This is a genomic window from Streptomyces sp. NPDC054932 (assembly GCF_053610205.1).
Window position 1 is genome coordinate 15529 of record NZ_JBSGXU010000100.1, and the last position, 14782, is coordinate 30310.

Here is a 14782-nt window from a genome sequence, read left to right on the forward strand (position 1 = left end):
GTCGACGAAGTACAGGAGCCAGCAGCGTGGACCGTCGTGCGACGCGCAATCCGATCGGGTCGAGCCTGGACGGTGATGTGGCGACGATGCCGCTGCCCGCACTGGTCGAGGCACAGGTACGACGAGCCCCCGACCACCCCGCCGTGGTCTTCGGCTCGACGGCGCTCAGCTACGGAGAGCTCGACAGCCGGGCCAACCGGCTGGCGCGCCGGCTGATCGGCCTCGGGGCCGGTCCCGAGCAGGTCGTGGCCCTGGCGCTGCCGAGGTCGGCGGACGCCGTGGTCGCCATGCTGGCCGTGCTCAAGACCGGGGCGGCCTACCTGCCGGTGGACCCGCGCTACCCCGCACAGCGGATCGCGTACATGCTGTCCGACGGCCGCCCGTCGGTCGTGATCACCACCACCGCCACGCACGCCACGCTGCCCGGCACCACGGCCCCCGTCGTGCTCCTCGACGACATCGACCTGACGACGGGCGAGGACACCGCGCCCGACGTCACCGTCAGCACCGCGAACGCCGCCTACGTCATCTACACGTCCGGCTCGACGGGCCTGCCCAAGGGCGTGGTCGTACCGCACGCGGGCGTCGCGAACCACATGCTGTGGCAGGCCGGCGAGTGGGACGTGGACGCGTCCGACGTCGTGCTCGCCCGGACCGCCTTCAGCTTCGACGCCTCCGGCTCGGAGATCTGGCTGCCGCTGATCGCCGGTGCGACGATCTGCATGGCGCCCGACGAAGTGCTGGGCCTGCCGCACCTGCTGCTCGCGTACGCCGCCGAACACGGCGTCACGGTCGCCCAGTTCGTCCCGTCGCTGCTGGCCGTCGCGGTTCCCGCGATCCGGGACACCCCCGGCCTCGCACTGCGGCTGCTCTTCGTCGCGGGCGAGGTGCTGCCGCCCTCCCTCGCCGACGAGGTCGTCACCAAGCTGGGCGTACGGCTCGGCCACCACTACGGCCCCACCGAGGCCTCGATCGACGTCACGGCGTACGAGGTACGCCCCGGCGAGAGCCACCGCAGCGTCCCCATCGGCTCCCCGGTCGCGAACACCGGGATCCACATCCTCGACAGCGCCCTGCGCCCGGTGGAGCCGGGCGAGGAGGGCGAGCTCTACGTGTCGGGCGTCCAGCTCGCCCGCGGCTACCTGGGCCGGGCGGACCTGACCGCACAGCGGTTCGTCGCGTCCCCCTTCGCCGAGGGCGAGCGGATGTACCGGACCGGCGACCTGGCCCGCTGGAACGCGGACGGCCTCGTCGAGTTCGCGGGCCGTGCCGACGACCAGGTCAAGCTCCGCGGTTTCCGCATCGAGCTGGGCGAGATCGAAGCGGCGATCACCGAACTGGCCGAGGTGTCCCAGGCCGTCGTGACCGTGCGCGAGGACCGGCCCGGACAGCAGCGCCTCGTCGCCCACTACGTCGGCGCGGCGCAGACCGCCGAGGTGCACGAGCGGCTGGCCGCCCGGCTGCCCGAGCACATGGTCCCGTCGGCGTACGTAGTGCTCGACGCGCTCCCGCTCAGCCCGAACGGCAAGCTGGACCGCGCCGCGCTGCCCGCCCCGCAGGTCAACGCCGGGACCGGCCGCGCGCCCCGCACGCCCGCCGAGGAGATCCTCGCCGGGCTCTTCGCCGACGTCCTGGGCACCGACCGGGTCGGCGTGGACGACGGCTTCTTCGACCTCGGCGGCGACTCGCTCCTCGCCGCCCGCCTGATCAGCCGCATCCGTACCGCCTTCGACCGCGAGGTGTCGGTCCGCGCCCTCTTCGAGGCGCCGACCGTCGCCGGACTGGCGGCCCGCCTCGACGAGGCCGGCGCCGCACGGCCGCCGCTGGTCCGCAGCGAGCACCCGGACACCGTGCCGCTGTCGCACGCCCAGCGCGGGCTGTGGTTCCTGCACCGGCTGGAGGGCGCGAGCGCGACCTACAACATCCCCCTCGTCCTGCGCCTGGCCGGTGACCTGGACACCGAGGCGCTGCGCGCCGCCGTCCGCGACGTCGCCGGGCGGCACGAGACCCTGCGGACGGTCTTCCCCGAGAGCGACGGCGTCGCCCGGCAGGTCGTCCTCGACACCCCCGCCGAGCTCACCGTCGTCACCACCCCGGACGTCGCGGACGCCGTGGCCGAAGCGGCCCGGTACCCCTTCGACCTGCACACCGAGGCTCCGCTGCGGGCCACCCTGTTCTCCCGGCCCGGTACCGACGAGCACACCCTCCTGCTGCTGATGCACCACATCGCGGCCGACGGCTGGTCCGAGCGGCCGCTGATCGAGGACCTGTCCCTGGCCTACGCGGCCCGCCGCGCCGGACAGGAACCGCAGTGGGACGAACTGCCGGTGACGTACGCCGACTACACCCTCTGGCAGGGCGAGGCCGACGGCATCGACTACTGGCGGACCGCGCTCGACGGGCTGCCGCAGCTCGTCGAACTCCCCACCGACCGCCCCCGGCCCCCGGCCGCGAGCTTCCGCGGCGACGAACTGCGCACCCGCCTCGACGCCGACCTGCACCGGGAGGTGACCGCGCTCGCCCGGTCCACCGGCCGCACCGTCTTCATGGTGGTCCAGGCCGCGCTCGCCGCGCTCATGACCCGGCTCGGCGCCGGCACCGACATCCCCCTCGGCACGCCGTCCGCGGGGCGCTCCGACGAGCAGCTCGACGGACTCGTCGGCCACTTCGTCAACACCCTCGTGCTGCGCACGGACACCTCGGGCGACCCGACCTTCCTGGAACTCCTGGACCGGGTGCGCAACACGGCCGTGGCCGCCTACCCGCACCAGGACGTGCCGTTCGACCGGCTGGTCGAGGCGCTCAACCCGGCCCGGTCCCTCGCGCATCACCCGCTGTTCCAGGTGATGCTGACCTTCGAGAACCTCGGCCTGGCCGGGGTCGACCTGCCCGGCCTCACCGCCGAGGTGGACGAGGCCGCCACCGGGGTCGCCAAGTTCGACCTCGACCTGCGCCTGCAGGAACGTTTCGCGGCCGACGGCACCCCGGCCGGCGTGGACGTGGTCGCCGAATACTCCACCGACCTGTTCGACGGCTCCACCGTCGATGCACTGGTCGCCCGGCTGGCCCGGCTGCTGCGCGCCGCGGTGGCCGACCCCGGACGCCGGATCGCCACGATCGACCTGCTCACCGACGCCGAACGCAGTGCGCTCTCGGGCCGCTCCGACCGCGTCGTCGACGGGAACGGCGAGCTCGTGCCCGACGGCGTCGCCGGAACGCTCGGCGGCGCCCCGGCCCGGTACACCACCGACGGCCGCCTCGAGCGCCTCGGTACGCCGGTCCTCGTGGGCGGCGCCCCGGTCGACGTCACCCGCACCGTCACCGCCCTGCTCGCCCACCCCGCCCTCGCCGAGGCGGCGGTGGCGGACGGTCCCGTCGCCTACGTCGTGACCGCGCCCGGGCACTCCGTGCGCTCCGTCGACCTCCGTGACCACCTCGCCCGCGTGCTCCCCGACTACCTCGTCCCGGACACCTACGTCACCGTCGCCGAACTGCCGCGCACCGAGGACGGCCGCCTCGACACCGCCGCACTGCCCTCTCCCGGGACCGAGGACCCCGCCGCGGCGGGCACCCCCGAGGAGGCGCTGCTGGCCTCGCTCTTCGCCGAGGTGCTCGGCCTCGCGCACGTCGGCCTGAACCAGGGCTTCTTCGACCTCGGCGGCGACAGCATCGTCTCCATCAAGCTGGTCAGCCGCGCCCGCAAGGCAGGGCTGCACATCACCCCGCGGGACGTCTTCGAGCACAAGACCGTCGCCCGCATCGCGGCGGCAGCCCGCACCGCGGCACCCGCCGCCCCGGTCGTCCAGGACATCGCGACCGGCACCCTGCTGCCCACCCCGGTCATGGCGGACCTGCGCGACCTCGGCGGCCCCGTCGCCGGATACCACCAGTCGATGCTGCTCGTCGTACCCGCCGGGCTCGGCACCGAGCGGCTGACCGGCGCGCTGCAGGCGGTCCTCGACCGGCACGACGCGCTGCGGCTGACCCTGGACGGGCAGTGGCAGCTCTCCGTGCCCGCTCCGGGCTCCGTCACCGCCGCCGTACGGCGCGTGGACGTCGCCGGCTCCGACGCCGACGCGCTCGGCCGGGCGATCGAGGAGCACAGCAGGGCAGCACAGGCCGAACTGGACCCGGGCAAGGGCGACCTGGTGCGCGCGGTGTGGTTCGACGCCGGAGCGGAATCGGGGCGGCTGCTGCTGCTCGTGCACCACCTGGCCGTCGACGGCGTCTCCTGGCAGCCCCTGCTCGGCGACCTGCAGGCTGCCTGGGAGGGCGAGGCCCTCGACCCCGTCGGCACCTCCTTCCGGCGGTGGAGCGCGCTCCTCGACGAGGAGGCGGAGCGCCGCACCGGTGAACTGGCGCTGTGGCGCTCGGTGCTGGAGACGCCCGACCCGCTGCTCGGCAGCCGGCCGCTCGACCCCGCCACCGACGTCCGGGCCACGACCGGGACGCTGACGCTCACCCTGCCGGCCGGCATCACCGAGCCGCTGCTCACCACGGTCCCCGCCGCCGTGCGCGCGGGCGTCCGGGACGTACTGGTCACCGGTCTCGCGCTGGCGGTCGCCGACTGGCGCGGCGGCCGCGGGGTCGACGCCTCCGCGCTGCTCCTGGAGCTGGAGGGGCACGGCCGCGAGGACATCGTGCCCGGCCTCGACCTCACCCGTACCGTCGGCTGGTTCACCAGCGCCTACCCCGTCCGGGTCGACCCGGGCAGCGCGGACGGCGTCCGCGCCCTGAAGCTCGTCAAGGAGCAGCTGCTCGCGGTGCCGGACAACGGCATCGGCCACGGCGTGCTGCGCCACCGCAACGCACGGACCGCCGCGGAACTGGCCGGCCACGCCCGCCCCCAGCTGGGCTTCAACTACCTGGGCCGGTTCGCCGCTCCCGAGCAGGCCGACTGGGCGCCCGCCCCGGAGGCCCCCGCGCTCGGTGCGGGCTTCGACGACGCGGCACCGCTCGGCCTCGCCGTCGAGCTCGACGCCGTGACCGTCGACCACGCCGACGGGTCGCGGCTCGTCGCGACCTGGACCTGGGCGCAGGGCCTGCTGACCGAGGACGAGGTGCGCGGCCTGGCCGACGCCTGGTTCGCCTCGCTGACCGCTCTGGCGGCCGTGGCCACCGGCGGTCTGACCCCGTCCGACCTGCCGCTCGTGGAGCTGTCGCAGGGCGACATCGAGGAGCTGGAGGGCGCCCTGCCCGGCCTCGCCGACGTGCTGCCGCTCGCCCCGCTCCAGGAGGGCCTGCTCTTCCACGCCCTCTACGACTCCGACGGCGCCGACGTCTACGCCGTCCAGGAGGTCTTCGCACTGAGCGGCCCGCTGGACACCGGCGCCCTGCGCGCCGCGGCCGCCACCGTCCTCGACCGCTACCCGAACCTGCGGGCGGGCTTCCACCACGAGGGCCTGTCCCAGCCCGTGCAGGTGGTCGTCGACGGCCTCGGACTGCCGTGGCGGGACGTCGACCTCTCCGGGCTCGCCGAGGCCGAGCGCGAGCCCGCACTGGCCCGCGTCGTGGCCGAGGCGCGCGCCGAGCGCTTCGACCTGGGCCGGCCGCCGCTGCTGCGGTTCACCCTGGTCCGGCTCGCCGAGGACGAGCACCGGCTGGTCCTGGTCAACCACCACATCCTCTTCGACGGCTGGTCCATGCAGCTGGTGCTGGACGAGCTGTTCGCGCTCTACCGCGGCGAGACCCTGCCCGAGCCCGCCGCCTTCCGTGACCACCTGGCCTGGCTGGCCGGGCAGGACCGTACGGCCGCGCAGGACGTGTGGCGCGCCGCGCTCGACGGGCTGGACGCACCGACCCTGCTCGCCGAGCCGGGCACGGCGGCGCCCGCACGCCCCCTCCAGGTCTACTGCGACCTGCCCGACACGGTCTCCGGGCGGCTCCAGGACCGGCTGCGCGAAGACGGGATCACTCTCAACACGGCCGTCCAGGGCCTGTGGAGCCTGCTGCTCGGCGCCCGCACCGGGCGCCGGGACGTGGTGTTCGGCTCCACGTACTCCGGGCGTGCCGCGGAGCTCGCCGGCAGCGAGGCCATGGTCGGCATGTTCATCAACACGCTGCCCGTCCGCGTCCGGATCGACGCGCAGGAGCCCCTGCGCCGGCTGCTGGAGCGCATCCAGGACGAGCAGTCACGGCTGATCGCGCACCAGTACCTCGGGCTGAACGACGTCCAGCGGATCGCCGGGCTGGGCGAGCTCTTCGACACGCTGACCGTCGTCGAGAACTACCCGCACGACGACGATGACGTGTGGGAGCCCGCGCCCGGCCTGCGGGCGAGCGTGCTGGAGGACCACGACGCCACCCACTACCCGCTGACCCTCTCCGTGCTTCCCGGCAAGCAGCTCAAGCTGCGCCTGGAGTACCGCCCGGACCTGCTGGACGCGGCGCAGATCGATGTGCTCGCCGCCGATCTCGTGCGCCTGATCACCGCCTTCGTGGACGACGCCTCCGTGCCCGTCGGCGAGCTCGCCCCGGCGGACGCGGCCGCCGCCGCCGCCCCCGCACCGGCCCCCGCGCCCGCAGCCGCACCGGCCGCCGCGCCGGCGATCGAGCAGGCCCCCGCGGCCGGCGCCGCCGTGCCGCTGTCCTACCGTGCGCCGCGCACCCCGGAGCAGGAGATCCTCTGCGGTCTCTTCTCCGCCGTCCTCGGTGTGCCGACCGTCGGCATCGACGACAGCTTCTTCGACCTCGGCGGGCACTCGCTCACCGCGATCCGGCTGCTCAGCCGCATCCGCTCGATGTTCAGCGTGGAGCTGGCCATCCGGCACCTGTTCGAGGCGCCCACCGTCGCCGAGCTCGCCGAACGGATGAAGGGCGCCGAGCAGTCCAGGCTGACCCTCGCCCCGATGCCGCGGCCGGAGCACGTCCCCGTCTCGGCGGCGCAGTGGCGCCTGTGGTTCCTGTACCGGCTCGAGGGCCGCAGTGCCACCTACACCGTGCCGCTGCTGCTGCGCATGTCCGGGACCCTCGACCGGGCCGCCCTCGAAGCCGCCTTCGGCGACATCGTGGCCCGGCACGAGAGCCTGCGCACCCGCTTCCCCGAGGTGGACGGGCAGCCCTACCAGCTGATCACCGACGCCGAACAGCCGGAGGTGACGCTGGTCGAGACCGACGAGGCCGGCCTTGCCGAGCAGCTCGCCGTCGCCACCCGGTACGGCTTCGACCTCGCCACCGAACTGCCGCTGCGGATCACCCTGTTCCGGCTTTCGGAGACCGAGCACGTCCTGCTCTTCCTGCTGCACCACATCGCCAGCGACGGCTGGTCGGACGCGCCGTTCGCCCGGGACCTCTCCGTCGCCTACGGCGCCCGGCTGGAGGGACACGCGCCGGCCTGGCCCGCGCTGCCCGTCCAGTACGCCGACTACACGCTCTGGCAGCGGGAGCTGCTCGGCTCGGAGACCGACCCGAAGAGCCTGCTGTCGCAGCAGCTCGCCTACTGGCAGGAGAACCTCGCCGGGCTCCCGGAGCAGCTGGAGCTGCCGACCGACCGGCCCCGGCCGGCCGCGGCGAGCTTCCGCGGCGACGAGGTCCGCTTCGAGCTCGACGCCGAGCTGCACACCCAGCTGCTGGAACTGGCCCGCCACACCAACACCACGCTCTTCATGGTGTTCCAGGCCGCGGTGGCGGGACTGCTCACCCGGCTCGGCGCGGGTGAGGACATCCCGCTCGGCGGCGTCATCGCCGGACGGACCGACGAGGCCCTCGACGAGCTGATCGGCTTCTTCGTCAACACCCTGGTGCTGCGCACCGACACCTCCGGCAACCCGACCTTCCGGGAGCTGCTCGCCCGGGTCCGGGAGACCGACCTGGCCGCGTACGCGCACCAGGAGGTGCCCTTCGAGCGGCTGGTCGAGGTGCTGAACCCGACCCGTTCCCTCGCGCACCACCCGCTCTTCCAGGTCATGATCCTCTTCCAGAACAACGCCGAGGCGGACCTGGGCCTGCCCGGTCTGCGGGCCGCTCTGGAGGACGTCGGCTCCGGCGTCGCCAAGTTCGACCTCGACTTCGACATGCAGGAGAACCACGGCCCCGACGGCGAGCCCGCCGGCCTGTCGGGCCTGGTCGAGTACGCCACCGACCTGTTCGACCGGTCCACCGTGCAGGGGATCGTCGACCGGCTGGCCCGGCTGCTCCGGGCGGTCGTGGCCGACCCGGACCAGGCGCTGTGGCAGACGGACATCCTGGCCCCGGCGGAACGCCGGGAGCTGCTGGCGCAATGGACCGCGCCCGCCCCGGCGCAGTCGCAGCGGACGACCGTCCCCGCGCTGTTCGAGGCCGCGGCCGCCGCGCACCCCGCGGCGACCGCCCTCGTCGACGGCGCGCAGCGCCTGACGTACGCGGAGCTGAACGCACGGGCGAACCGGCTCGCCCACACCCTCATCGCGCAGGGCGTGGGCCCGGAGTCCGTGGTCGCGCTGGCCCTGCCGCGCAGCGCGGACCTCGTGGTGGGCGTCCTCGGCGTGCTCAAGGCCGGTGGCGTCTACCTGCCGCTCGACCCGAACTACCCGGCCGAGCGGATCACGTTCGTCGTGGAGGACGCCCGTCCGGCCGCCGTCGTGACCGGCTCCGCCGTGGACGTGGCCCTGCCCGAGGGCATCACCCGCATCGTCATCGACGAGTCGGCCGACGGCCCCGTCACCGACCCGGCACGCCCGGCGCTGCGCCCGGACAACGGCGCGTACATCATCTACACCTCCGGCTCCACCGGCCGTCCCAAGGGCGTGGTGATCCCGCACCAGAACGTCGTGCGGCTGTTCACGCAGACGGAGCAGTGGTTCGGCTTCGACGAGTCCGACGTGTGGACGCTGTTCCACTCCTACGCCTTCGACTTCTCCGTCTGGGAGCTGTGGGGTCCGCTGCTGCGCGGCGGCACGCTCGTCGTCGTACCGCAGGACGTCAGCCGCTCGCCGCTCGACTTCCTGGGGATGCTCCGGGACGAGCGCGTCACGGTGCTCAACCAGACCCCGTCCGCCTTCTACCAGCTCATGCAGGCCGACGAGGAGAACCCCGGCACGGACCTGGCCCTGCGGTACGTGATCTTCGGCGGTGAGGCGCTCGACCTGGGACGGCTCTCGTCCTGGTACGACCGGCACGCCGACGACTCTCCCGTACTGGTCAACATGTACGGCATCACCGAGACCACGGTGCACGTCACCCACCACGCGCTCGACCGCGTCTCGGCGGCCGCCACCGCCAACAGCGTCGTCGGCGTCGGTATCCCCGACCTGCACGTGTACGTCCTCGACCAGGGCCTGCAGCCCGTCCCGGCGGGCACCACCGGCGAGCTGTACGTCGCCGGCGCCGGCCTGGCCCGCGGCTACCTCGGCCGCCCCGGCCTCAGCGCGCAGCGCTTCGTCGCCGACCCCTACGGCGCGCCCGGAACCAGGATGTACCGCACCGGCGACCTGGCCCGCCGGGCCGCCGACGGCACCCTGTCCTACTTCGGCCGGGCCGACGACCAGGTGAAGATCCGCGGCTTCCGGATCGAGCTGGGCGAGATCGAGTCCGCCGTCCTCGGGGCGCCGGACGTCAGCCAGGCCGCTGTGATCGTCCGCGAGGACCAGCCGGGTGACCCGCGGCTCACCGCGTACCTGGTCGGCGGTGACCCCGTCCGCGTCCGTGACCACGTCGCGGCCGCACTGCCCGCGCACATGGTCCCCGCAGCCTTCGTCACGCTGGACCGGCTGCCGCTCACCCCGAACGGCAAGCTCGACCGCAAGGCGCTGCCCGCGCCCGCGCTGTCGGGTGCCGCGGAGGGCCGCCGCCCCCGCAACCCGCGAGAGGAACTGCTCGCGGTCCTCTTCGCCGACGTGCTGGGCGTGGACCGGGTCGGGATCGACGACAACTTCTTCGAACTGGGCGGACACTCGCTCCTCGCCACCCGGCTGATCAGCCGCATCCGGTCCTCGATGGGTGTGGAGGTGCCCGTCCGGGCCCTGTTCGAGACGCCGACCGTCGCCGGGCTCGCCGGCTGGACGGACCGGGCGGGCGAGGCCAGGCGCGCCCTGGAGCCCATGCAGCGCCCGGAGCGGGTGCCGCTCTCCTTCGGCCAGCGCGGACTGTGGTTCCTCAACCGGCTCGAAGGCCCCAGCTCCACCTACAACGTGCCGCTCGTCATGCGGTTCTCGGGACCGCTCGACGTCCCGGCGCTGCAGACCGCCCTGCACGACGTGGTCGCCCGGCACGAGGGGCTGCGCACCCTGTTCCGCGAGGCCGACGGCACGCCCTACCAGCACATCGTGCCCGCGGACGAAGCGGTCGTGGACCTGTTCGTCGTCGACGCCGACGACGAGCAGCACCTGGAGTCCGCGCTCGCCGAGGCAGCCCAGTACCACTTCGACCTCGTCGACGAACTGCCCATCCGGTGCACCCTGTTCCGGCTCGGCGACGAAGAGCACGCCCTGCTGCCGCTCATGCACCACATCGCCAGCGACGGCTGGTCGGAGACGCTGCTCGGCGACGACCTCTCCGTCGCCTACGCGGCCCGGGCCGAGGGGCGCGCCCCCGACTGGGCGCCGCTGGCCGTGCAGTACGCCGACTACACCCTCTGGCAGCGCGACCTGCTCGGCCGCGAGGACGACCCCGAGAGTGCGATCTCCCGGCAGCTCGCCTACTGGACCGAGACCCTGCGCGGCCTGCCCGAGCTCGTGGACCTGCCCACCGACCGGCCCCGGCCGCCGGTGGCCACGTACGGCGGTGCCGAGGCGCCGCTGCGTCTGGACGCCGCCCTGCACGACGCCCTGCTGCGCCTGGCCCGACAGGGCAACACCACTCTGTTCATGACCATCCAGGCCGGCCTGGTCGCCCTGATGAGCAGGCTCAGCGGCGGCACCGACATCGCCGTCGGCACCCCGGTCGCCGGGCGGACCGACGAGGCGCTGGAGGACCTCTTCGGCTACTTCGTCAACACCCTCGTGCTGCGCACCGACGTCTCGGGCGACCCCACGTTCGCCGAGCTGCTCGACCGCGTCCGCGAGACCGACCTGGCCGCTTTCGCACACCAGGACGTGCCGTTCGAGCGCCTCGTCGAGGTGGTCAACCCCGTCCGCTCGCTCTCCCGGCACCCGCTCTACCAGGTCATGCTGACCTTCGAGAACTTCGACGAGGTCTCGCTGACCATGCCCGGCCTGGAGACCCGGCTGGAGGACGTGGTCGGCGACGCCTCCAAGTTCGACATGGACGTCCGTCTGCAGGAGAGGTACGGACCCGACGGCGAGCCCGCCGGGATCGTCGGCGAGATCGAGTACGCCACCGACCTGTTCGACCGGTCGACGATGAACGCGTTCGGCGACCGCCTGATCCGGCTGCTCACCGCGGCCGCCGCCGACCCCGGCGCGCCGGTCTCCGGGCTCGACCTGCTGGCCGAGGACGAGCGGGACACCGCGCTCGTCGACGCCGCGGGACGGCTCGTGCCCCCGGGCGTGGTGGCCACCCTCGCCTCCGGCGAGCTGGCCCGCCGCACCGCGGACGGCGTCACCGAGCTGCTCGGCCGCCCCGAGGACGTGCGCGTGGTGCGCGGGTTCCGCGTCAACCCCGCGGAGGTCGCGGCCCGGCTGCGCGAGGTCTTCGCGGACGTCGCCGTCGTCGCCGGTTCCGCCCGGGTCGTCGCGTACGTCGTCCACGAGGGCGACGCGACGGCCGCCCGGCGCGCCGCCGAGTCCGTGCTGCCCGACTACCTGGTCCCCGCCAAGTTCGTCGTCGTCCCGGAGATCCCCGCCGAACTCCCGGCCGAGGACGCCGCCGTCGCCGCCGTGCGGCGCAGCCCGCGCACCCTCGCCGAGGAGATCATCGCCGGTCTCTTCGCCGAGACCCTGGGCGTCGCCGCCGTCGGCATCGACGACAACTTCTTCGACCTCGGCGGCCACTCGCTGTCCGCGATCCGGCTGCTCAGCCGCATCCGGTCGCAGCTCGGCACGGAGCTGACGGTCCGGTCGCTGTTCGCCGAGCCGACGGTGGCGGGCCTCGCCACCCGGATCGACGGCGCGGCCGCCGACCGGCCCGCCCCGGCCCGCAGGGAGCGTCCCGCCCGGGTGCCCCTGTCCTTCGCCCAGCAGCGGCTCTGGTTCCTGCACCGGCTCGAGGGCCCGAGCACGACCTACAACGTGCCCCTGCTGATCCGGCTCACCGGAGAGCTCGACGCCGTGGCCCTCGAAGCGTCGCTGGGCGACGTCGTGGCCCGGCACGAGACGCTGCGGACGGTGTTCCCGTCCGACGCCGACGGCACCCCGTACCAGCGGGTCCTCGGTGTCGACGAGGCCAGGCCCGTCCTGGCCACCGGCGTCGCGGAGCCCGCCGACGCGGCCCGGCACACCTTCGACCTGGAAACCGAACCGCCGCTGCGGACCACGCTCTTCAGCGACGGGCCGGAGGAGCACCGGCTGCTCCTGCTGGTCCACCACATCGCCAGCGACGGCTGGTCGACCGGGGCGCTCGCCCGCGACCTGTCGACCGCGTACGCGGCCCGCCGGGCCGGCCGGGCGCCGCGCTGGCCCGGACTGCCGGTCCAGTACGCCGACTACACGCTGTGGCAGGCCGAACTGCTCGGCGCCGAGGACGATCCGCAGAGCCTCGTCAGCCGCCAGCTGGCGTGGTGGAAGGACGCCCTGGACGGCATCCCCGAGCTGCTGCCCCTGCCGACGGACCGGATGCGGCCCGCCGAGGCCACCCACCGCGGCGCCGAGGTCGGCATCCGCATCCCGGCCGAGCTGCACGGCCGTCTCCAGGCCGTGGCGCGCGAGACCAACACGACCCTGTTCATGGTGCTGCAGTCGGCCCTCGCGCTCATGCTGTCCAAGCTGGGCGCCGGAACCGACATCCCGATCGGCACGCCCATCGCGGGCCGGACGGACGACGCCCTCCAGGACCTCGTCGGCTTCTTCGTCAACACGCTCGTGCTGCGCACCGACGTGTCCGGGTCCCCGTCCTTCCGCGAGCTGCTGGGCAGGGTCCGCGATGCGGACCTGGCCGCCTTCGCGCACCAGGACGTGCCCTTCGAGCGCCTGGTCGACGTGGTCCGGCCCGGGCGTTCGCTGGGCCACCACCCGCTCTTCCAGGTGATGCTCGTCTTCGAGAACGACGACGAGGACGACTTCGCGCTGGCCGGTCTGAACGCCGCCTTCGACGAGGACGTCGAGATGGGAGCGGCCCGCTTCGACCTGACCCTGCACGTGCAGGAGGCGGTCGGCGCGGACGGCGCGGCCGAGGGCATCGGCATCGACCTGGAGTACGCCGAGGACCTCTTCGACGCGGGCACGGCGCAGCGGATGGCCGCGCAGTTCGTCCACCTGCTGGAGACGGTGAGCGCGGACGCGGACGTCGTCGTGGACCGGATCGCACTGCCGCAGGCCGTGCCCGGTCGTGACGCGGGGGCTCCCCTGCAGACGCCCACCCTGCTCGAACTGATCGGCGCGCAGCCGGCGGACGCCGTCGCGATCGTCGACGGCGACGTCGAGACCACGTACGGGCAGCTGCTGGCGCAGCCGCCGGCCGGCATCCTGACCGCGCTCGTCAGCGGGGAGCCGTTCGTCCTGCGCACCCGCACCGGTACGCCCGTCCATGTCCCGCAGGACGTCGTCGCGGCCCGGATCGCGGCCCGCCAGAACGTCCACGGCCTGGACGCCACCGACCGCGTCCGGGCGGCGGCCGCCCCCGGGACGGTGGGCGAGATCGACGAGGTGCTCTGGCCGCTGACCGCCGGTGCGACCGTCGTACGCGCCGCACGCACGTCCGCGCAGTACGCCACGGGCTCCCTGCACGGCGCCACCACCCTGCACGTCACCCCCTCCGAGCTGGCCGAGCTCCTGAGCGACCCGGCACTGCCCGGGGCCGCACTGCGGCGCGTGTTCTGCTCCGGCGAGGCCCTGGCCGAGCCGCTGCAGCGCGCCTGGTTCGACGCCGTGGACGTGCCGCTGTGGCACGGCTACTCGCTGACCGAGGCGGCGGGCCCCGTCACGGAGCGCGCCTGCGACCCGGACGACTGGGACACCGTGGTGCCCCTCGGCACCCCGCTGCCCGGCACGGTCCTGTACGTCCTCGACTCCGGCCTGTGCCCGGTTCCGCCGGGCGTCGTGGGTGAGCTGTACGTCGGCGGGCCGCTGCTCGGCACCGCCCCGTCGGTGGTCGCCGATCCGTTCGGCGCCGAGGGCTCGCGGATGGTCCGTACCGGCGACATGGTGCGCTGGACCGCGGACGGCGAGCTGGAGTTCGTCGGGGCGCCGCTGCCGCTGCCGGGCTTCACCGCCCACCCGACGCAGCTGGAGGCGGCCCTGACCGAGCACGGCGACGTCGCCCGTGCCGTCGTGGCGGTACGGGACGGCTCCCTCGTCGCGTACCTGGTACCGGCCCCCGGTGCCACCGTCACGACCGGCGCCGTCGCGGCCTTCGCCCGGGCCTCCCTGCCCGACCACCTGGTCCCGGCCGCCCTGATGGTCCTGGACCGGCTGCCGCTCACCGCGGACGGACGGGTCGACCGCGAGGCACTGCCGGCCGCCGACCCCGCCGACACCGGCGCGGACCGTGGCCCCCGGACCCCGGCGGAGGAGATCCTCCAGGGGCTCTTCGCCGAGGTCCTCGGGGTCGACCGGGTCGGCATCGACGACGGGTTCTTCGAGCTCGGCGGGCACTCGCTGCGCGCCACCCGGCTGATCAGCCGTATCCGTACCGCGTTCGGCGTCGAACTCCCCGTTCGTGCGGTGTTCGAGTCGCCGACGGTGGCGGGTCTGGCGCTTCGTCTGGTGGGTGCGGACGAGGCTCGGAAGGCGTTGGTGGCGGGGGAGCGTCC

The 14782-nt window shown here is 74.1% G+C and carries 1 protein-coding gene; it reads left to right on the forward strand.

Annotation, left to right across the window (positions count from 1 at the left end; translation table 11 throughout):
- Positions 1 to 26: 26 nt before the first annotated feature.
- A partial coding sequence (locus tag ACWGE1_RS24690) for an amino acid adenylation domain-containing protein (protein WP_453422664.1) occupies positions 27 to 14782 on the forward strand: 14756 nt, incomplete at its 3' end.